Source organism: Galbibacter orientalis DSM 19592 (assembly GCF_000260115.1).
In the GTDB taxonomy this organism is placed as follows: Bacteria; Bacteroidota; Bacteroidia; order Flavobacteriales; family Flavobacteriaceae; genus Galbibacter; species Galbibacter orientalis.
On sequence record NZ_JH651379.1, the window covers coordinates 206,417 to 225,657 of the forward strand.

Below are 19,241 nucleotides of genomic sequence, written 5' to 3' on the forward strand. Positions count from 1 at the left end.
AAACTTGTGATATCAAATTAAAACATAAAAAAGATGAAAATAAAATTCAATACAAAAATTTCGCTGCTCATTTTATCCACCCTATTGGTGGTGGCTTGTGGCAATAAGGATTCCGAAAAAATGGAATCTTCCGAAGAATCTTCGATGAAAGAAGAACAACTCGTTGCAACTGGAATCAAACAAATCACTTTTACCAAAGACCAATACAATCTTGCCGAAATTGAAACCGGTGCGATTGAAATGAGAAATTTAAGTAACATCATAAAACTAAATGGTACCATAGATGTAGAGCCTGAAAGTATGGCTTCTGTATCTGCACCTTTAGGAGGTTATTTAAAAACGGCTGGCAGATTGCCTGGTGAAGCAATTAAAAAAGGGCAAGTCTTGGCAACCATTGAGAATCCTGAATTTATCCAAATCCAACAGGGTTATTTGGAAAGTTTGAGCAGACTTCAATTTCTTGAAGAAGAATTTAATCGACAAAAGAAATTGAGAGAGGAGGACATCAATTCTGCAAAAACATTTCAGCAGGTTTCTTCAGATTATAAAATAACACAAGGAAGAGTGAAGGCATACGAACAGCAGCTTGCCCTTGCGGGAATAATTAGAAGTTCTGTCCAAAATGGTAATATAACACGAACCGCAAATCTTTATGCACCAATTTCAGGTTTTATAAAAGCGAGTAATGTAAATATCGGTGATTATGTTTCCCCACAGGATGTGCTATTTGAACTGGTGGATTTAAACGATATTCATTTGGCATTGAACGCCTTTGAGAGAGATTTAGAAAAGCTGGAGATTGGCCAAACCGTTAAATTTTCGCTTTCTGATGACAATACCTTCAATCGTACTGCCGAGATTTTCATAATTGGAAAAGCGACTGGTAGTGACCGTATGACGCCAGTTCATTGCCATATTAAACAAGAAAACCAAAAAGGCTTATTACCGGGAATGTACGTAAAAGCTTGGGTAGAAAGCGGTACAAATAAGCAAAATGCGATTCCGTCGGCAGCCCTTGTCCAATATGAAGGGAAAGATTATGTAATCCTTCAAACCGAAGAAACGGAAAATGGGTATACATTCAAGTTAGAACAGGTTAAAAAAGGAATTGAGCAGGAAGGATATACAGCCATAACTTTTGCCGATGGCGCTACTGTTCAAAATTTTAAACCTGTTGTTAAAAACGCTTATTCCATCTTGTCTGCATTAAGAAATTCTGAAGAAGAAGAATAATTTAAAAATCAATAACAATAAAAATTAAACATTATGAAAAAAGTACTTTTTATCGCAACAATTAGCTTAACCCTATTAGCATCTTGCAGGGACAACAAGAAAGTTGAAAATATGGAGAAGCAAAAAATTGAAACAACCTTAAGCCCAGAAGAAATGAGCCAAAGGGAAGATAGCTTGAATATGGTAAGGGAAGAAAACCGAATATTGGACAGTATACAACAAGTCAAATCCCACGGGCACGCCCATTAATAATCAAAGTCCCATTGTGCAGCAATGTGCAATGGGATTTAAATAAGTAAACTATGAAAATCAAAAAAATATATGCCTTTCTCATTCTTTTTCTATGTGGAGCATTTGTTTCAATGGCGTATGCTCACGGAGTAGATGAAGACACGCAAACATTTTTATTAGGAAACAGCGGCGTGGCATTCGGCTCCTTTCTTTATATAGGAGCAAAACATATGATTACAGGTTATGACCATCTGCTATTTTTGGTCGGCGTTATTTTCTTTCTGTATAAACCGAAAGAAGTGCTTTTATATGTTAGCTTTTTTACCATTGGCCATAGTACAACGTTACTGTTAGGTGTTTTAGCCGATATAAATATTAATGCATACTTAATAGATGCTATCATTGCGCTATCCATTGTTTATAAGGGATTCGACAATTTGGGAGGTTTCAAACGTTTCTTTGGCAAACAACCTAACACGAAAGCAGCAGTTTTGATATTCGGTCTGTTTCACGGTTTTGGTCTTGCCAGTAAACTGCAAGAATTTAAATTTGATAAAGACGGCCTTTTTACTAATCTAATTGGTTTCAATATAGGTGTAGAAATAGGACAATTTATTGCTTTGGCAGTTGTGTTAATCCTTATTACAATTTGGAGAAGACAACCCAGTTTTATGAAATTTTCAACAATTACAAATACAGCACTTATGGCAGCAGGGTTTTTATTGCTCGGCTTCCAATTAACAGGCTATTTTACATCTTAAAAAAAAATTATTATGTCAGAAATGAAACATCCAATCTTGGAAAAAAGTAAAATTATAAAGGCAACCGTCATAGCATTAGTTGTTGGAGCACTTCTTTTGGTTGTAGCAGTATTACCTGCGGAATATGGTATAGACCCAACAGGAGCAGGTAAAGTTTTAGGGTTTAGCAAACTCTATGTGCCTGAAAGCAATCAAACTGATGATTTGGGAATGATGGTCTCAACATCAAATCTTCCATTAATAAAACTCGAAAAAGCTGGGTCGGGACCCGATGTCGCTCGACCCGTTGAGGCAGATTTTCCAGCACCCGAAGAGCAATTAGCTGCACGCGAGGATGAAACTACAGTGATAGTTCCGGCCGGAAAAGGCATAGAATTTAAAATAGATATGCTCAAATACGGAACAATGAAATATGAATGGACAACCGCAAACAATGAAGTACTGTACTTTGATTTTCACGGCGAGGTAAAACAAAAAGAGGAGGTAAAAGAGGTTTATTTTGAAAGCTATACGATTTCAAATTCCCATAATATGGTTGGCACTTTTTTAGCCCCTTATGAAGGAAAACACGGTTGGTTTTTCAGAAATACCAGTAATGAAGATGTAACAGTAAACTTGAGGCTCAAAGGTCAGTATACATTATAACCTAAAGTCCTGCAATGGAAGGTCAATTTCTACGCCCAATTGAAATACCCTTCCATTCAGCAGGCACAAATTAAACTTTTGAACTCAATTAATATTTAGAGAATTAATGAAACTGTCAAAACTATTAGAACCATTCCAAGCTTTACGTAATCGTTTATTCGCAAAACTTTATTTGGCACAGACCATAAGTTTATTGGGCGATGCCTTTACGTGGGTCGGGTTGGCTCTTTTGGCATATCAGTTCGGCGAAGAAAGGGCTGCGGTCATATTGGCAACAGCTCTTACTTTACGAGTTACTGCATTCATTATATTTTCGCCTTTTGCAGGCGTATTAGCAGATAGGATTAGCCGAAAGAAAATACTATACACCACACATTTTGTAAGAATGGTTATAGTTGGCTGTTTGCCTTTTGTAACTGAAGAATGGCAAATTTATGTTCTCATTTTTCTTATGAATGTTTTCAACGCATTTTTTAGTCCGACCTATCGAGCTATTATTCCGCAGATTGTAGATAAATCCATATACCGTCAAGCCATAGGTTTATCAGCAGCCACGTATCAGCTTTTAGGAGTTTTGGGGCCAGGCTTGGCAGGAATTTTAGCCATCTGGTTGGGTGCAAGGGAAATATTTTTTGTCGATGCTGCTACTTTTGTGATAGCAGGTATTTTATTGTTAAGCCTTCCGAAAAGTAAGTTGGATGTAGTCCCAGACGAAATCGAGGGTAAAATAAAGCCAACCACTTGGCAAGATGTTTTAAAAGGCATTAAATTACTATTTTCCAATCAATACGTGCGCTTTGCATTATTCATTGAATTTGTATCTGCGATTGCGGGCGCACTTATTTTGGTAAACACCATCGTATTGGTCAAAGGTGGATTGGAACTTACAGATAAGGACTATGGAATCATAATGGCAGCTTTCGCTATTGGCGCAATGGTAGCAGCCTTTGTTTCTGGAGCAATTGATAAATCCAAATCAAGACGTATCTCTCTTATTATTGGAGCTCTGATATTAGGGGTGGCCATAAGTTTTGCCAATTATCTCGATTTTTCAATGCTATTCATTGTATGGATTATTGCGGGACTTGGTCAAAGCCTTGCGGAGATTCCATCCGAAACACTTATCGGAGAAACAGTTCCAGTTGAAGAACAAGGTAAAGTGTATGGTTCTCATTTTGCATTTTCACATCTCTGGTGGGCATTTGCATATCCATTGGCAGGTTTTTTGGGAACTACATATCCCAATCAAAGTTTTTTATATGGTGGTATTATAACATTAGTATTATTAGTGCTGGTGGTTATTTTTTTAAGACCAAAAAAAATTAAGCTCAAAAAATAGAATTATGGCAGAATCTAAAAATAATAAGTCAGTAATTTATCGATGCGACGGCGTAAAATGCCGAAAGAAAAAGGGAAAGCTTTTAGATTATTATATTAAGAAATATAAACTAAAAGATAAAATAGAAGTCGACGATATGGACTGCAACAACAAGTGCGAACAAGCACCCGTTATGCACCTTCATCCAGAGGATATATGGTTTTCGGAGAAAGATTTAGGAACAATCGTTAAAAGACATATTTTAAATAAATAATCGGTTTAAATTGAAAACAAAAACACCTTCTTACTTTGGTAGGGAGGTTTTTTTATGCCATTACATTTATAATCCCAATCAGCACAATCCCCTACATTCCGTTGCTCTACATTTCGAGAAAAGAGCTTCACTAACAAAGGTCTTGGACACAATTCCAAAATTTTAGATTTCCACTACGCTATACCCCCCCAAAAAAGCGGAAAACACTTCATTCCCAATCTACCTTTAAAGTTAAGTCCGCTTTTAAGACTACCTCAAGCGACAACTTTAGTTGATATTTAATTAAAGCCAAAAATAACCATTTCAAATATTTACCACTTTATTGATGTAGTGGCGATAATTAGTTTTCAAATATTCGCCACTTTTTTGTATTTTTGGCAAAGTTTTGATATTGTATTATGCCAAAAATTATAGAAAACAAGCTTATAGAAGCGTTTAAGGAGCGAAGTTCTTTTGACAGGGACGAGCTATTTCAGTTCTATTTGGACTTTGAACCAGATTTGAAGGAAAGTACATTTAGTTGGCGCATTTACGACCTGAAGAAAAAAGACATCATCAAAACTATTGGTCGTGGATTGTATGTTATATCCTATAAACCCAAGTATAGACCAGTACTGTCTGATAGTGTTCTAAAAATAGCAAGTAAGACCAATGAACGATTTGAGGAAATCCAATATGCTATATGGGAAAACCAATGGCTCAATGAATTTACGCAGCATCAAGTATCCAATCAAATGATTGTAGTAGAAGTGGAAAAGGAATTTACAGAATCACTATACTATTATCTAAATGATTCCTTGAAAATGGATTTTTTCTTGAATCCCGATGACAAGGAAATTGAATTCTACATTTCCGAGAGTGCTGTTCCCGTGGTCATAAAACGTCTCGTCACCAGAGCACCGATAAGTAAATTGAAAGACAAAAAAAATGTAGTTCCAGTTGCAACGCTTGAAAAAATAATGGTGGACTTGTTTGCCGATGAAAACCTGTACCATTTTTACCAAGGCTCTGAACTCATAAATATTTATGAAAAAATACTTGAGCGATACAGTATTAATTTCACAAAGTTCTTTAGCTATGCGAAAAGACGAAAGAAAGAACAGGAAATCAAGCAATTTATGAATAACCACATACCGAATATTTTAGAGGACATAATCAATGATTGAAAACAAAAGCTTCACAAAAGAGTGGCTGGATATTTTTCGGTCAAAAAAAGAACATAAAGGCATTAATGTGACCATTTTGGAAAAAATGGTTCACGCATTCTCTTTATTAGAACATCTAAAGATAGAAGGACTTGATTTTGTTTTTAAAGGTTTATGTAAAGCTTTACATAATCCCTTTTATGTATAGTAAAATGTTATGTGAACTCCTTGTCCAAAATAATTCAAAATCAATTAATTAAGCTTTTAATCCTCGTATTTACTGTTCATAATATTTCTAATTTGTGTCATTATGACAAAAATCAGAAATATGATACAGAAAAAAGTAAATCAAAGTATTGTTGATACTGTTGAGAAGGCAGCGCAGTATCTTATGTCAGACCTAGGTCTTTCGGAACCAGTCACAAAAACGCATAGAACCATCTGGGAGTTGTTCTTGTTTTTTTTGCGTGAAAAAAAGATGGATCTCAGTGACACAAGTGGTAATAGCAAATTCTTGGACTATCTCTTGGAAAACAGACCCGATCTTTTACGCCGTGGTCATTCTCCATTGCACTCCATCAAGTTGTTACGAGAATACCTCAGGAGCGGAAAAATACTAAACACAAAAGAACCATGGGTCTTTCATGGAGAGATCGGCACAAACATGCAGGAATATATAGCTGAGAAAATAGCTGAACACCTTCGTGAATCATCTATTCAGACATATCGCATCCAATTATCGCGCTTCCTACGCTACCTCTCGAAAAACGAGATACGGCGAGTGGAAGAAATACGAGTTGAACATATCTTGATCTACATCAAGCACCTTCCACCAGAACATAAGAGCAATATCTATATTGCCATCAGCATAGTCAAAAGGTTTCTGAAGTGGCTGTTTGACCAGAACAGGACAACATTGAACCTGTCCATACAGGTTCCCAGTGGACGGTATGTCCAACAATCTACACTACCTGCCATATATACACGGGAAGAAATAGAGAAGACACTACGTTCTGGTGTTGACCGAGGATATTCCACTGGCAAGCGGGATTATCTTGTATTACTACTTGCAGCTAAGTTAGGTTTACGCTCATCGGACATATGCAATCTTAGGTTTGAGAACATACTATGGGATAGAAGTGTCCTTTTGATCGAACAAGTGAAGACGAGCCGGATGCTGGAACTACCTTTGCTTGCAGAAATTGGTAATGCCATAATAGACTATCTCAAATACGGTCGTCCTAAGTCGGACGAACCCTTTATTTTACTCACTGCCAACTCCCCATTTCGTAAAATGAAATCAGCTTCAATATTCTCCATTACATCGACATCCTTCAGGCGGGCTGGTGTGGAAACAGCCAACAGGAAACACGGACCACACGCCCTGAGACATTCCCTTGCTGCCCGGATGTTGGAAGGACAGACATCGATGCCAGTGATTTCGGAAGTATTGGGCCATGGAAATACCAACTCAACTATGTATTATATGAGGGTTGATATAAGGTCTTTAGGCGTATGTGTACTGGATGTTCCACCGATCAGGGAGGGGTTTTATGAACAATTTAATTGGAAGAAATGAAGATAGTATATACTGGCATATATGCCTCGCTAATCCGGGATTTCATTGAATTCAAACAACATTGCGGATTCAAATATTGTACCGAACAGAAAATCCTACTGCAATTCGACCGGTTAAGCCGGGAAAGGAACGAAGATAGACTCGGGATCGACAGCCAACTGGCCCACGAATGGAGCCTCAAACGAGACAATGAATCGGATGCATACCGTTATAAACGCTGTATCACGCTCAACCAATTTGCGCTACATCTGAACAGAAAGGGAATAACATCGGTTATGGCCAAGGCTCCAAAACCTAAAAAAAACTTCACTCCGCACATTTATTCACGGAAAGAATTAGACAACATACTTGTCGTATGCGATGGGTTAGAATGTCCTACTATTAATAGGGATTCCTTGTACATGGTCATGCCTGCACTGATTCGCTTTCTATTAGCGACTGGATTGAGGATTGGCGAAGCCCTTAATTTAATGATAGATGATATAAATCTCTCAGACAACTATTTAACCATACGCGACACTAAAAATGGAAAGCAGCGTTTATTACCATTTTCAGAATCATTAGCGACTGTTCTTAGGCAATATCTAAAACATCGGTATAGGTTTGTGTCTCCAAACCAAGCAGGTTTTTTTTTCCTTACAGCAAGGGGCAAAAAATGTAAATCAGAACAGATTTACAGGGTGTTTCGCAAAGTATTAGATCGGGCAGGCATACCATTTAAAGGGGCGCATTACGGTCCAAGGGTGCACGACCTAAGGCACACGTTCGCAGTAAAAGCCCTGGAAAACATGGTTTCCAATGGCATGGATATCTATTGCTCCCTGCCTATACTTTCAACATATTTAGGACATCAGTCATTGGATGCTACCAATCAGTATGTTAGATTGACGGCCGAACAACATCCCGGGCTCATACGGGATTATGAAGATATATTTATTAATGTTTTCCCTTCACTTGAAAAATTATGAAACCAACTGATTTCTCCAAATATTTAAGCGATTTCTTAACCAAATATTTAATCCATGAACGCGGGGCAAGCCCGAACACCATAAAGTCCTACAGGGATACATTCGTTCAGTTTATAAATTACATGACGGATGAGAGAGGAACCAAACTGCGGAAGTTGACGTTATCCACCATAACCAAAGAATTGGTGGTGGAGTTCCTCTATTGGCTGCAAAATACTAAGAAGTGTAGTGCTGCCACGAGAAACAATAGGTTGGCTGCGATACACTCCTTCCTCAATTATGTTCAATTCCACCATCCCGACCATTTATACGAGTATCAACGGATCCTTTCCGTAAAGGCCAAGAAACACAAAAAAGAAAGTATCAACTACATGAGTGTGGACGGGCTCAAGTTATTCCTAAGGCAACCGAACGTTGCCTCCAAGAAAGGGAGGCGTGACCTGGCACTTTTATCTCTCATTTATGACACGGGTGCCAGAGTGCAGGAACTAGTCGATCTGGCCGTACAGGATATCAACATCCAGGCGCCATTTACGGTCAGGATATTAGGAAAAGGCCAAAAAGTCAGGATTGTACCGTTACTGCAAGAGCAAATGGAAATCCTTCTTACTTATATGGTGGAAAACGATCTCATGCGCAATGAATGTAGACCATATCCGCTTTTTTTCAATCACAGGAATGAGAAATTGACTAGGGGAGGCGTAGCATATATCGTAAAAAAGTACGCCCAATCTGCTAGAAAAGAAAACCCTGGCCTTATCCCTCCAAAACTGAGTTGCCACTCCCTTAGGCACTCTAAAGCAATGCACCTTTTGAAAGCGGGGGTCAATCTTGTTTATATAAGGGACATTCTTGGCCATGTTTCCATACAAACAACAGAAATATATGCCAGAGTGGATTCAAAGCAAAAGCAGGAAGCAATTCAAAAAGCCTACGTACCCGTTTCCCCGGAAGTAAAACCTCTTTGGACAAAAAATGACAAATTGCTGGAATGGCTAAAATCGTTTTAATATTATGTGTAGAAAACTCATATACAGATGGGGCAAATCCCTCTATATTAGTATAATTCCACCTTGACACTTCACATAACATTATACTATACATAAAAAGGCGGCACATCGCTCGTACTCTTACTTGAAGAAGGCAATCGGTTTTCAATCGACATTGATATCATTTCAAGTGTAAAACGCGACCCATTGAAAAAAATTCTCGATGCGGTTGTTGCCAACTCACATTTTAAAAGCCACATCTTGAATGAGCGTCGAAGTTATAAAGAAGGTGTTCCAAAGGCACATTATACTTTTGAATTTGACTCGGTTTACAACCCGAATGTTTCAGGAACAATTCTGCTGGACATTCTTTTTGACAGTCCGCATTATCCAGAACTTATAGAATCTGCCATAGAAGTATCTTGGCTTTCGGTCGCTGGAACTACAACGACGATTACAACACCATCGGTAAATTCCATCTGTGGCGATAAGCTTACTGCTTTTGCGCCAGAGACCATTGGTATTCCATATTATAAGGGCGACCAGTTATTTACAATGGAAATCTGTAAGCAATTGTTCGATTTAGGGAAGTTGTTTGAAAACATTACAGATATGTCTATTGTTAAGGCAAGTTTTTCCGCTTTCTCGAAAGCGGAACTATCCTATCGTAGTTCCGATAAAGATTTCGGCAAAAGAAACCTCAAAGAAACAGATGTTCTTTGGGATTCCATAAACACCTGTGCCATCATCGCCAAAAGGGAACGCAATCCAACCAAGGAAACAAAAAAGAAGTTTGACGAATTAAACCGTGGCATACGCAGTTTTGGAAGTGCGTTTTTGATGACAGGAAATTTCAGGATAGAGGAAGCTCTTGCAGCTTCGGCCAGAGTAGCCTATTTGAATACACTTTTATTGCAACCCGAAATTACTGAAATTGAATATTACGAAGGACAAGGTATAAGCGAACTTACTATTGAAAATGTAGAATGGGCATACTTGAACAAATTGAAACGCCAGCCGGATAAGTCTATATTTTATTACTGGTACAAGGCAGTGGAATTGTTACCAGTTTAAAAGGAGTAGGATGGCAAAAACCAAGAGAAATTCGAGATTAGTAATAAACAGTTAAACACAAAACAATATGCAAACAGCACATATTGAAGAGATTTTTAAAGAATATTTAAGGAAAGAAGCAACACAATACGCTTTACTTATTAATGGTACTTGGGGAAGTGGCAAGACATTTTTTTGGAAAACAACGCTGCACGCAATGGTAAAAAAACAAGAGCTAAAGCCATTATATATTTCGTTGAATGGATTGAAAACCGTAGAGCAGTTGCAACAGCAATTGATGATTAAATTAATTCCCTTTTTTGGAAAGCCTGAAAATAAAGCTTTAAAAAATATAGCAAGACTAACAGGTAACATAGGGAATACCGTAACCAAGTTTTTCAAGGTTGACTTCAGTAATATTTTGAGTGGTGTAACTTTGGATGGCTTAAAATTTAATGATAAAGTTATTTGTTTTGATGACCTTGAAAGATGCCAAATACCTATAAAAGAATTATTCGGCTTTATTAATGACTTCGTAGAGCACAAAAACTTGAAATGTCTAATCTTGGCTGATGCAATTAAAATTGATGACAATGCCAATTATTTAAAGATAAAAGAAAAAGTTATAGGCAGAGAACTTAATTATGAACCTGAACTGGAAAAAGTCCTTCCGACTCTCTATAAAACATATACTATCGAAGATGAGTATTTTACATTTTTAAAGGAAAATAAAGACTATATCTACGGGATATTTTTTGAATATGAAGAATATAATTTGAGAATCATATCGTTCTTTTTAGATAGTCTTTTTAAAATTTACGGAAGTCTGAAAGATGTAGCTTCGGAATTTCAAGAAGAGGTTATTCTGTTTACAGCTCTTATTTCAATTGAGTTCAAGAGAGGTCATTTGAAATCTGATGAGAGTAATGATTTCAACGGACTGGAAAATACATCTTATTTTTGGTATCAAAATAGAGGTAAAAGTGTTCCAATGAATAGCTTCTTTCCAGAAGATAAAAAAGAACCGGAGATAGAGCCAACCTATGCTGAAAAATTCTATTTGAAGTATGTGGAAAGTAGAATCAACGAGTTTCAATTTTACGGAAGCATTTACACTTATATCCTTTCAGGGTATCTTGATATTAAAAATTTAAAAGATGAACTGGAAAAAAGAAAGCCCGAAGAACATCCCGAAGAAGTATTGGAATTTATGAGACTCGTTACTTATGATTTTAGGTCTATTGATGGAAATGAATTTGAAAAATTAGTAGCAAACGTATTACAGAATGCTGAAAAGGGTCTTTATTCTATATATGATTATGATAGGCTCTCAAATTTTTATCATTTTTTTTCACAGAATGGATTAATTGCAAAAACATCGCAAGAAATCGACAATATACTTTCAAAAGGCTTGGATTTAGCTTCAAAGCGCAAGGAAATCAACGATAGAGTTTTTGAAAATTTAGCCCATTTTGCTGTTAGTATACCTGAAATGCAACCAATACGAGACAAAATTATTGCTGTGCATAAAGTCATTAGAGAGGAATCCGAAGCTTCAGAAAGCAATATATTGATGGAATTACTCGAAAATGAACATATTGAAAATTTAAACCAACTGTTTGAGGCAAAGAAATATTCTAAAGATTTTTTAAAGTATATAAATGGGGAACAACTCTTTATCGTTTTAACTTCAGTTAGTAATGGCACATTAGTACACTTTACCAAAGCAATGCAAGAGCGCTATAAGAGTTCGAGTTTAAAACATATGTTTCCAGATGATTTTGACAGTTTAAATCATTTGAAGGTATCAATCGATAATTTAATACTTAAAGACGAAGAACTTGATAAATTGAGAATATTTAATTGGAAAGAATTATTAGAAATCCTTGATAGAGCCTGTAAATTATTAGCAACCGAAGATGAATAGAATTTTATAATTCTACCCTACTTAACAAGAGAATTACATTCCCAGTATCATTCAGCCCATTCCCCTACATTCCGCAAAAAAGCTATATTTCAGGCAAAGCGCTTCATTAAAACAAGTCTTAGACACAACTCCAAAGCTTCCGATTTCCTTTCCACTTGCCCACTCATTCCCAAGAAAATCGGGAAGTGGTCAAACTCCATTTCAACCTACACCTTTCAAGTTAAGTCCGCTTTAAATTCTGTTTCAAGAGAAGAATAAGTTTATAAAATCCGTTCAGCCCATTCCCCTGCATTTCGCGAAAAGCTACATTCCAAGAAAAGAGCTTCCCTACACAGGTCTTGGACACAATCCCCAATTTTGACTTTCCATTTCGTTAACCCTTTCCTATGCTGGAAAGGAACACAACATTCCCTAGCCAAAATCGAGAATCAAATCCGCTTTAAAAAGGAACTTAATTATCATACAATATACACGCAAGGTAAACTCGTAAAATACTTCCATCAAAAGACTACGGCATAAAGCCAACGCTTCTTCCATCACTTATTTATTCCGTTTCCTTTTGAGCCAAGATTTTAGCTTCCGTTTGGTTTCTGCTCAAATATTGTTTAACCAAAAATTTTAACATTATGAAAAATACAGCTGTAAAATCCGACATTTCATTGCAAGAAGCAGAAGAACATTATCAATTAAGTAGTGAAAATTATAATGTCGATAGTGGCGAAAGTCATTTAGCGTACTACAGAGAAAAGCATCCCTTTTACTACCAGATATTATTAAATAATGTTTAATCTAAAAATCAGAAAGAACTTTTTGTAGAGTGAGTTAACTACTCACCAAAGTAATATTAACCTTTTATCGAATTCAATTTTTTTAACCCGTTCAGCACATTCCCCTACATTCCGCGAAAAGCTACATTCCGGGAAAAGAGCTTCCCTACAAAAGTCTTGGACACCATCCCCAATTTCTACTTTCCATTCCGCTTACCCGCTCCGCTGCGCTGGAACGGGACGCTTCATTCCCAATCCGAAATCGTGAACGGAGTCCGCCAAATCGGAATTCCATTTAATCATTTGGTGCCACTTCCTATGTTATTGTACTTCACAAAGTCTTTAGAAATACTTCCGCACCCTCGCTGCCCTAACCTTTTTTTGCCAGCAAAATACCAACATTTTGAACTTGAACAGACTGCATAAACCGTTACGCTGCGCTTCACTTTTTATAAGTCCTTATCAATTCAAAATCTTGAAACTGTATCAGCAACAAAAAAAAGGTAACAGCGAGGGCGCTATGGGAAGTAAATCTAAAATAAAACTTATGAAATCTTACAAAAACATACAAAAGGAAGCGGCACCAAAAAAAACAAAAAAGGAAAACGCTCAAGATATAATAAGTAAATCACTTCAAAAAATATAACAATAAACTGTCTGAATAGTTCAGATAGCATTTTAATTAATCTTTAAATATTTTATTATGAGTACTTTAAAAAATCACGTACAGTTAATCGGAAACGTTGGACAAGAGCCAACCATTACAAACCTTGAAAGCGGTAAAAAAGTAGCCCGTTTTTCACTCGCAACTAACGAGTATTACAAGGATGCCAAAGGCGAAAAACAAACAGAAACCAATTGGCATACCGTTGTGGCTTGGGGCAAGACTGCCGAAATTATCGAAAAATTTGTAGGTAAAGGCAAGGAAGTAGGTGTTACGGGAAAATTGAAATCCCGAAGCTACGAGGACAAAGAGGGTATCAAACGATATGTTACCGAAATCGAAGCAAATGAAATCCTTTTGCTTGGAAGCAAGAATGATAAGTAATCATTGAAATTTTAGAGGGCGTACCTCTCGAAAGTTGCGCCCTTTTTTATTAATAATCTTTAAAACTTTTATTATGAAAACTATTAAAAATCACGTTCAGTTAATCGGGAACATTGGGCAAGACCCACAGGTTACAAATCTTGAAAATGGAAAAATTGTGGCGCAGTTCTCAATGGCTACAAATGAAAATTACAAGGATGCAAAAGGCGAAAAACAATCTGAAACCCATTGGCATAGTGTTGTGGCTTGGGGAAAACTCGCTACAATTATTGAAAAATATGCAGTAGTAGGAAAACAAATTGCTATTGAAGGCAAATTGGCACAACGCTCTTATGAAACCAAGGAAGGCGAAAAACGATACTATACCGAAGTTGTAGCAAGGGAAATTCTTTTGCTCGGGTCTAAAATGGTAAGTAACCATAAAAATTAAAGAGGACGTTCTCGTCGAAAATTGCGCCCTCTTTTTAATTATCCACTAATAAAAATAGATAACAATGAAAGCACAAGTTAACGAAATCAAAGAAGGATTGCAACATTTTCACGGAACGGAAATGTTCTACCAAATCCCATTATTAAGAACACGTTTTACAGACGGACTAAAATATCTTGCCAATGTAGCAGATTGTTTTTGGCTCATTACGGACACTTCCGTAATTGCAAAAAGTCTAATGAACCGAAGCGAATTTGTAACCATAGACTTCAAAAGATTGCCCGAAGATAAGCAGGATTTTACAGGCTATGAAGCAGAGATAATATACAGCGATGGCAACAACAATATTTTGGAAAAACACGGTTATCGGGTAACTGATTTTCCGCTCGATGAACTGCGGTTATTTTTTGTAAATGATACGTTGATGTTACCAAGCGAATACTAAAATTTAAAGCTATGGTTTATCTAAATTTTACAGACTTGAGCGAGGAGGCTCAAAACCGTCTTTTGGAAGATTCCAAAAAGGATGTGGAACGAAAATTTGGCGACGATATTCGCAAATACGTAAGAGAAAATTACACCTGTTTTGAAACGATGATAGAGGAAGAAGCATTGCGAAATTTATATTCCTATACGTTTGTATTTAACATCTAATTTTCTAAATTTTATAGTCAAGCACCTCTAAATTTTTGGAGGTGTTTTTGTATGCAATTAATTTCAAGTCGAGAAAAAAGCGTATCTTTATTTCGCTGAAATTCAGCACACATAAATTAATATAGTTATCCCATTTTTAACTTTCGCTGATAGCTATATCCATCTATAATTTACATATAGGAATTTTCGGATTCCTAAAAGGCAATTGGCTTTTTAGCCAGATTGTATGAAATTTTTGTCACGCTTTGGCGTGACGAAAAGGAATAGCAAGAGGGTAACGGGCAGAGCCACGTTACATATTCCTTTTAGCGTATAATCCATTGATTTTAAAATACTTGAAAATTAATGGATTATATAAATTTCTTCGATTTGCGTCAAATGCCCCCACACAGTCTGTAAACAGGGATGGATTTACGTCAAACACAAAAAAAAGCGAAAGAAAATGGATTCATTCATCACCATCAGGTTCAAAAGGAAAACTGCCAAACGTTTTCAGGAATTTTCAAAAAAGCACTTCAAGACACATACGGAAACGATGGAAGCCATTCTTGATTTTTTCTTCTACAATGAGATATCTCCAAAAGAAAAATTAGGTCCGACAGGACGAACCATCGAAGCCAAGTTACTGAAAAGAATCAATGCAGTAATCGCTATAATGAGGGATGTTGAAAAGACCCAAACCAAGCCTACAGTTGCAATGATTCAATCCCTTTTTGAGACAGAACAGCCAAGCAAAAAACCTTTGATAGTGGAAAAGAAATATGCCGAAGAAAAAAAGAAAGTACGCTTTCGCGAAAAGCAAAATCTTAATAACGACCTCTAAAATTTTAAGCTATGTACATAACAATAACACCTCAAAAAATGGGAAGCAATTATTCTAAAAGTTCGGCTGATTTTGTGGGTTATCTGGAGAAGGAAAACCAAGGACTGGAACAGCAGGATATGGAACATTTTTTTAACCAATACGGCGACGAGATTTCAGCAGAGGAAGTGGTCAAGGAAATTGATGGCAATACGGCAAAACTCGAAAAGCACGAACCACGGTTTTATTCCATTACCGTAAGCCCATCTAAATACGAACTGAAACGGTTGCAGAACCATAGTGAGGATTTGCAAAAATACACCCGTGAGACTATGAAGGATTATGTGGCTTCATTTAATCGCGAAATCAATGGGCGACCCATTACAATCGATGATATAAAATACTATGCTAAAATTGAACACCAAAGAGCCTTTAAAGGAACGGACTTTCAGATAAAAGAAAACCAACCGTATGCCACAAAAATACTTCAACTAAAAACTGAAATCCGAAATGTGCAAGATGGACGAGCAGAAGGGAATGTGAAAAAATTGGAAAAAGAAATAGGGAAACTCGAAAGAGAAGCCCCACACCAACAGAACGGAAAACGAATCGTACAAGGAATGCCAAAAGCAGGAAACCAAAGTCATATCCATATTATTGTGAGCCGTAAGGATGCTTCCAATAAATTCTCTTTGTCCCCAGGAAGTAAATACAAAGCTTCTGATGTTGAATTAAATGGTAAAACGGTAAAACGGGGATTTGATAGGGATGGGTTTTTTGAGAAAGCGGAAAAGACTTTTGACAAGTCTTTTGGCTATCAAAGGAACTTTGCTGAAACTTATAAAGCAAGAAAGGATTTCAACAAGAATCCGAAAATCTATTTTGCTTCACTAATGAAACTGCCCACCAATGAAAAAGCGATTGCGTTCAAATTAATGCGTGAAAGTAATATTCCAATAATGCCGAGTATTCCGGTCACGCAAGCACAATTGGCAATGAAAATTTTTAATAGGCTACGACGTGGTGCGGAAGTGGCCATTAAATCGAGTTCCATCGGAATCTAATCTAAAACTATGCAAATGGACAATCTCGTAACGGTACTTTTTATTATTGGTTTGGCCAGTAGTGTTTTTTATGGAATATTTCGGATAAGCAGATATGCATTTGTCGTCAATTTTCTATTGATTGGTGCTTTTGTGTATTATTTAAATGAACAATTACCATTGTTTCAAATAGCACTTTATTTGGTTTGTCCTCTGACATTAATTAATATAGTAATGTATGTATTCTTACATAAAACGGACGAGCCTAAAAGTGGAAATGCCAAATATCAAGTCAATTTTGCCACCACGAAAGGAAATTTTAAACTGGATAACATCAAACGAGGTGCATCCATAATAGGTTCTGCCGGAAGTGGAAAGACCGAGAGTGTTGTGGTCAATTGCAGGATAGTTTCCGTAAGGGTGCCGAGATAATTTTTATATCCCTGGGCATTGCCGTTGACGGTATAGAAGCTTACAATTTCGGTATCTGTTGCGCCAAGGCCGTTGATCAGATAATCTATAGCAGGGAAACCTTGTACATCTATTGTAGATGGCAAAGCCAAGTCATAACTGCCAGTTTCTATAAAATTTTCTATTCTTTGGGTGTCAGAGGGGTAAATATTCAGTCGGTTCCTGTACCTTACTTCTTCGGCTTTGCCAATTTCAAACATAGAGACCTTTTGAAAGGCAATATAGGATGCGGCCCACGAAGCTCGCAAATCCTGAAGGTTTGCCTCTGTAGGCTCATTTGCAAAGACCGTTGCAGCAGTGTTCAGGTTTTCGGCCTCTGTTTTAAAAGAAGTATATGCAGGGACAATGATATTATCTGCCCAATTTACAAGCATTGCGCCACGATCAAAATTATTGTTAGCCGGTGGCAAGTTTTCGTTCCCATTATCTTTTGAACACGCTACAATCAGCAGTCCGATACTAATAAAACTCCAAAGTTTCCAGTGTTTCATAACTATTTTTTTTTAAATCAACCGATTTTTCCATCGGCGGTAAATCGGTTGATGTGGCTAATTCAATTTTTATTTAATTTGCGCTGGCAGCTTGCTCGACCGTGAAGTCAAATTTAGCGGCAATAGCTTCCGTAATACTGTCCAGTGTTGAAGGTTCAAGGTCCCAAAAACCATTGGGTCCATCCGCCAAGAGAGCAGATGTAAAACCATCAACTTCGCTTTTGCTAAAGAAGGAAGTATCTGTACTCTGGTTTCTAGTAAAACGCAAGCTAAAAACAAACCCATAACCCTCAGAAAGGTTTTGGAATGCGGCGCCAAAATCACCGTTTGCAAGCAAATTTTTTCCTTGTTGTAAATAGTATACCGCACGTATGGCAATTACCTCGGATATTTTTTGACGTATAATGGCAGCCTGGGTATCCCGTACTGTATAATCTTTTGCCACTATCGCGGCACGACCCAATTTGAATGCATCAAAAATATCGGCAGCAATGGTAGAAAAATCCGGGTCTGCGTTTACTGTGCCCAAATAATCATTCAAAAAACTATCATCGCCCCCAATGGTTACATTCGGGTTGGCTGCATCAACGGATGTTCCGTAGAGGTATCCATAGGCCTCGTCCCAATTATGTTCCATCGTGGTAAAGGTCTCTCCATCTTCTGTAATCCCATTGTCGTTGTCCGCAACTTTATTATCCGCATCAAGAACAGCTATGCTGAGATAGTTGTTAAGCATCTGATCTGCCATCAGCGCCCCAATAAGGCTTTTTGCAAACATTTGGTTGTACACAAGTCCTTTAGCGTTAACATACCGGGTTTTTGTCCCATCGGCAAGTTGACCGGCACTGCCAGCGACTGCTAGGACATCCTTGTTAGGGAATACCTCATTGACCTGACCGGAAATATAGCTATCGAATAGGTTTCTTATAGCTGCCGCTTCTGTGGTGTTTGCGCTAAAATAATCTTGGGACGCAGCCGTTTTACTGCGTACGTTTTTATCTGACGCATTTAAGGCAGCGTCTGAAAAATCTAGGTCCCCTTCCTGATGTGCATACATTGCCTGCAAGGATATCACAGTCGTGTTTTCGAAATCTGTAAAGGAATTAAGGATTTCTTCAGCCATTAAAATTCGGGTGGTCTGGCCACTAAAATCCAATGTGGATTGTCCATCTCTTTCGAAGGTGTAGTTTGAAGGCACCTCAATGTTTGAGGTTTCAGTAATCGGCTCATCATCAGAAGAGCACGAAGCAAAAATAAGGCTTCCTATAATTGCGTAAAAAACATTTTTTTCATCATTAAATTTATTTAGACTTAATATAAGTAAGTGATTATTTCAGCGACAAAAATAGAAATGAAATTTAAAAAAACAAACTTATTTAGAACAATTCTTAATAATAAATTTAAAACAGGTT

At 37.2% G+C, this 19,241-nt stretch carries 21 protein-coding genes and 1 pseudogene; 19 read left to right on the forward strand and 3 right to left on the reverse strand.

Annotated features, from left to right (window positions below; all coding sequences use genetic code 11):
- Positions 1–33: 33 nt before the first annotated feature.
- The 13 genes and pseudogenes from JOOMADRAFT_RS00960 to JOOMADRAFT_RS20100 all read left to right on the forward strand — a co-directional run bounded on the left by JOOMADRAFT_RS00960 (position 34) and on the right by JOOMADRAFT_RS20100 (position 12,911).
- Positions 34–1,233 carry an efflux RND transporter periplasmic adaptor subunit gene (locus JOOMADRAFT_RS00960; RefSeq protein WP_008610748.1) on the forward strand — a complete coding sequence of 400 codons (1,200 nt, stop codon included), beginning with the start codon at positions 34–36 and terminating at the stop codon, positions 1,231–1,233.
- Between the two features lie 33 nt (positions 1,234–1,266).
- Positions 1,267–1,482: a hypothetical protein gene (locus tag JOOMADRAFT_RS00965; RefSeq protein ID WP_008610749.1), complete on the forward strand. Its 216-nt coding sequence runs from the start codon at positions 1,267–1,269 to the stop codon at positions 1,480–1,482.
- A 53-nt stretch (positions 1,483–1,535) separates the two neighbouring features.
- On the forward strand, positions 1,536–2,225 hold the full coding sequence (locus tag JOOMADRAFT_RS00970; RefSeq protein ID WP_008610750.1) for a HupE/UreJ family protein: 690 nt from the start codon (positions 1,536–1,538) through the stop codon (positions 2,223–2,225).
- Between the two features lie 12 nt (positions 2,226–2,237).
- Entirely contained in the window at positions 2,238–2,870 is a 633-nt protein-coding gene (locus JOOMADRAFT_RS00975; protein WP_008610751.1) for a hypothetical protein, read from the forward strand.
- Between the two features lie 106 nt (positions 2,871–2,976).
- Positions 2,977–4,209, forward strand: coding sequence for an MFS transporter (locus tag JOOMADRAFT_RS00980; protein ID WP_008610752.1), 1,233 nt, complete (start codon positions 2,977–2,979; stop codon positions 4,207–4,209).
- A gap of 4 nt (positions 4,210–4,213) precedes the next feature.
- Positions 4,214–4,462, forward strand: coding sequence for a (2Fe-2S) ferredoxin domain-containing protein (locus JOOMADRAFT_RS00985; protein ID WP_008610753.1), 249 nt, complete (start codon positions 4,214–4,216; stop codon positions 4,460–4,462).
- A gap of 398 nt (positions 4,463–4,860) precedes the next feature.
- Entirely contained in the window at positions 4,861–5,628 is a 768-nt protein-coding gene (locus JOOMADRAFT_RS00990; protein ID WP_008610754.1) for a DUF6577 family protein, read from the forward strand.
- 307 nt (positions 5,629–5,935) lie between these two features.
- Positions 5,936–7,186: a tyrosine-type recombinase/integrase gene (locus tag JOOMADRAFT_RS01000; protein WP_008610756.1), complete on the forward strand. Its 1,251-nt coding sequence runs from the start codon at positions 5,936–5,938 to the stop codon at positions 7,184–7,186.
- Positions 7,183–8,154 (forward strand): tyrosine-type recombinase/integrase, encoded by a 972-nt coding sequence (locus tag JOOMADRAFT_RS01005; protein WP_008610757.1) that lies wholly within the window; start codon positions 7,183–7,185, stop codon positions 8,152–8,154. Before JOOMADRAFT_RS01000 ends, JOOMADRAFT_RS01005 begins: the two co-directional genes overlap by 4 nt.
- Entirely contained in the window at positions 8,151–9,164 is a 1,014-nt protein-coding gene (locus JOOMADRAFT_RS01010) for a tyrosine-type recombinase/integrase (RefSeq protein ID WP_008610758.1), read from the forward strand. Before JOOMADRAFT_RS01005 ends, JOOMADRAFT_RS01010 begins: the two co-directional genes overlap by 4 nt.
- A 108-nt stretch (positions 9,165–9,272) precedes the next feature.
- Positions 9,273–10,217: pseudogene (locus tag JOOMADRAFT_RS01015) on the forward strand (nucleotidyl transferase AbiEii/AbiGii toxin family protein); the annotation flags it as partial.
- A 67-nt stretch (positions 10,218–10,284) separates the two neighbouring features.
- A complete protein-coding gene (locus JOOMADRAFT_RS01020; RefSeq protein WP_008610759.1) occupies positions 10,285–12,123 on the forward strand; it encodes a P-loop NTPase fold protein in 1,839 nt (612 codons plus the stop codon).
- 626 nt (positions 12,124–12,749) lie between these two features.
- A complete protein-coding gene (locus tag JOOMADRAFT_RS20100; protein WP_008610760.1) occupies positions 12,750–12,911 on the forward strand; it encodes a hypothetical protein in 162 nt (53 codons plus the stop codon).
- Between the two features lie 145 nt (positions 12,912–13,056).
- Here the strand turns inward: JOOMADRAFT_RS20100 and JOOMADRAFT_RS20615 are convergent, their stop codons facing one another.
- A complete protein-coding gene (locus JOOMADRAFT_RS20615; protein ID WP_262910158.1) occupies positions 13,057–13,185 on the reverse strand; it encodes a hypothetical protein in 129 nt (42 codons plus the stop codon).
- A gap of 408 nt (positions 13,186–13,593) precedes the next feature.
- On the opposite strand from JOOMADRAFT_RS20615, the gene JOOMADRAFT_RS01025 reads away from it, so the two are divergent.
- From JOOMADRAFT_RS01025 to mobB, 6 genes are all read left to right on the forward strand, one after another.
- Entirely contained in the window at positions 13,594–13,938 is a 345-nt protein-coding gene (locus tag JOOMADRAFT_RS01025) for a single-stranded DNA-binding protein (RefSeq protein ID WP_008610761.1), read from the forward strand.
- 73 nt (positions 13,939–14,011) lie between these two features.
- Complete coding sequence (locus JOOMADRAFT_RS01030; protein ID WP_008610762.1) at positions 14,012–14,368, forward strand: single-stranded DNA-binding protein; 357 nt, start codon at positions 14,012–14,014, stop codon at positions 14,366–14,368.
- Positions 14,369–14,432: 64 nt separating this feature from the next.
- Positions 14,433–14,813 carry a DUF6876 family protein gene (locus tag JOOMADRAFT_RS01035; protein ID WP_008610763.1) on the forward strand — a complete coding sequence of 127 codons (381 nt, stop codon included), beginning with the start codon at positions 14,433–14,435 and terminating at the stop codon, positions 14,811–14,813.
- Positions 14,814–14,824: 11 nt separating this feature from the next.
- Positions 14,825–15,022 (forward strand): hypothetical protein, encoded by a 198-nt coding sequence (locus tag JOOMADRAFT_RS01040; protein ID WP_008610764.1) that lies wholly within the window; start codon positions 14,825–14,827, stop codon positions 15,020–15,022.
- A 442-nt stretch (positions 15,023–15,464) separates the two neighbouring features.
- Complete coding sequence (locus JOOMADRAFT_RS01045; RefSeq protein ID WP_008610765.1) at positions 15,465–15,845, forward strand: BfmA/BtgA family mobilization protein; 381 nt, start codon at positions 15,465–15,467, stop codon at positions 15,843–15,845.
- A gap of 11 nt (positions 15,846–15,856) precedes the next feature.
- Positions 15,857–16,888 (forward strand): MobB family relaxase, encoded by a 1,032-nt coding sequence (mobB, locus tag JOOMADRAFT_RS01050; RefSeq protein ID WP_008610766.1) that lies wholly within the window; start codon positions 15,857–15,859, stop codon positions 16,886–16,888.
- A gap of 266 nt (positions 16,889–17,154) precedes the next feature.
- Here mobB and JOOMADRAFT_RS01055 read toward each other — a convergent pair whose 3' ends face one another.
- Together JOOMADRAFT_RS01055 and JOOMADRAFT_RS01060 are read right to left on the reverse strand one after the other, a co-directional pair.
- Complete coding sequence (locus JOOMADRAFT_RS01055; protein ID WP_050989633.1) at positions 17,155–17,829, reverse strand: imelysin family protein; 675 nt, start codon at positions 17,827–17,829, stop codon at positions 17,155–17,157.
- A 73-nt stretch (positions 17,830–17,902) separates the two neighbouring features.
- Complete coding sequence (locus JOOMADRAFT_RS01060) at positions 17,903–19,099, reverse strand: DUF4856 domain-containing protein (protein WP_008610769.1); 1,197 nt, start codon at positions 19,097–19,099, stop codon at positions 17,903–17,905.
- Positions 19,100–19,241 lie beyond the last annotated feature (142 nt).

Bases quoted from the DNA above. Each gene is read 5' to 3' on its own strand.
- JOOMADRAFT_RS01045 (WP_008610765.1), top strand. From the start codon at position 15,465: ATGGATTCATTCATCACCATCAGGTTCAAAAGGAAAACTGCCAAACGT.
- mobB (WP_008610766.1), top strand. From the start codon at position 15,857: ATGTACATAACAATAACACCTCAAAAAATGGGAAGCAATTATTCTAAA.
- JOOMADRAFT_RS01035 (WP_008610763.1), top strand. From the start codon at position 14,433: ATGAAAGCACAAGTTAACGAAATCAAAGAAGGATTGCAACATTTTCAC.
- JOOMADRAFT_RS20615 (WP_262910158.1), bottom strand. From the start codon at position 13,185: ATGGAATTCCGATTTGGCGGACTCCGTTCACGATTTCGGATTGGGAAT.
- JOOMADRAFT_RS00990 (WP_008610754.1), top strand. From the start codon at position 4,861: ATGCCAAAAATTATAGAAAACAAGCTTATAGAAGCGTTTAAGGAGCGA.
- JOOMADRAFT_RS00985 (WP_008610753.1), top strand. From the start codon at position 4,214: ATGGCAGAATCTAAAAATAATAAGTCAGTAATTTATCGATGCGACGGC.
- JOOMADRAFT_RS01020 (WP_008610759.1), top strand. From the start codon at position 10,285: ATGCAAACAGCACATATTGAAGAGATTTTTAAAGAATATTTAAGGAAA.
- JOOMADRAFT_RS00970 (WP_008610750.1), top strand. From the start codon at position 1,536: ATGAAAATCAAAAAAATATATGCCTTTCTCATTCTTTTTCTATGTGGA.
- JOOMADRAFT_RS01025 (WP_008610761.1), top strand. From the start codon at position 13,594: ATGAGTACTTTAAAAAATCACGTACAGTTAATCGGAAACGTTGGACAA.
- JOOMADRAFT_RS01055 (WP_050989633.1), bottom strand. From the start codon at position 17,829: ATGAAACACTGGAAACTTTGGAGTTTTATTAGTATCGGACTGCTGATT.
- JOOMADRAFT_RS00960 (WP_008610748.1), top strand. From the start codon at position 34: ATGAAAATAAAATTCAATACAAAAATTTCGCTGCTCATTTTATCCACC.
- JOOMADRAFT_RS00980 (WP_008610752.1), top strand. From the start codon at position 2,977: ATGAAACTGTCAAAACTATTAGAACCATTCCAAGCTTTACGTAATCGT.
- JOOMADRAFT_RS01005 (WP_008610757.1), top strand. From the start codon at position 7,183: ATGAAGATAGTATATACTGGCATATATGCCTCGCTAATCCGGGATTTC.
- JOOMADRAFT_RS01000 (WP_008610756.1), top strand. From the start codon at position 5,936: ATGATACAGAAAAAAGTAAATCAAAGTATTGTTGATACTGTTGAGAAG.
- JOOMADRAFT_RS01010 (WP_008610758.1), top strand. From the start codon at position 8,151: ATGAAACCAACTGATTTCTCCAAATATTTAAGCGATTTCTTAACCAAA.
- JOOMADRAFT_RS00965 (WP_008610749.1), top strand. From the start codon at position 1,267: ATGAAAAAAGTACTTTTTATCGCAACAATTAGCTTAACCCTATTAGCA.
- JOOMADRAFT_RS01030 (WP_008610762.1), top strand. From the start codon at position 14,012: ATGAAAACTATTAAAAATCACGTTCAGTTAATCGGGAACATTGGGCAA.
- JOOMADRAFT_RS20100 (WP_008610760.1), top strand. From the start codon at position 12,750: ATGAAAAATACAGCTGTAAAATCCGACATTTCATTGCAAGAAGCAGAA.
- JOOMADRAFT_RS00975 (WP_008610751.1), top strand. From the start codon at position 2,238: ATGTCAGAAATGAAACATCCAATCTTGGAAAAAAGTAAAATTATAAAG.
- JOOMADRAFT_RS01040 (WP_008610764.1), top strand. From the start codon at position 14,825: ATGGTTTATCTAAATTTTACAGACTTGAGCGAGGAGGCTCAAAACCGT.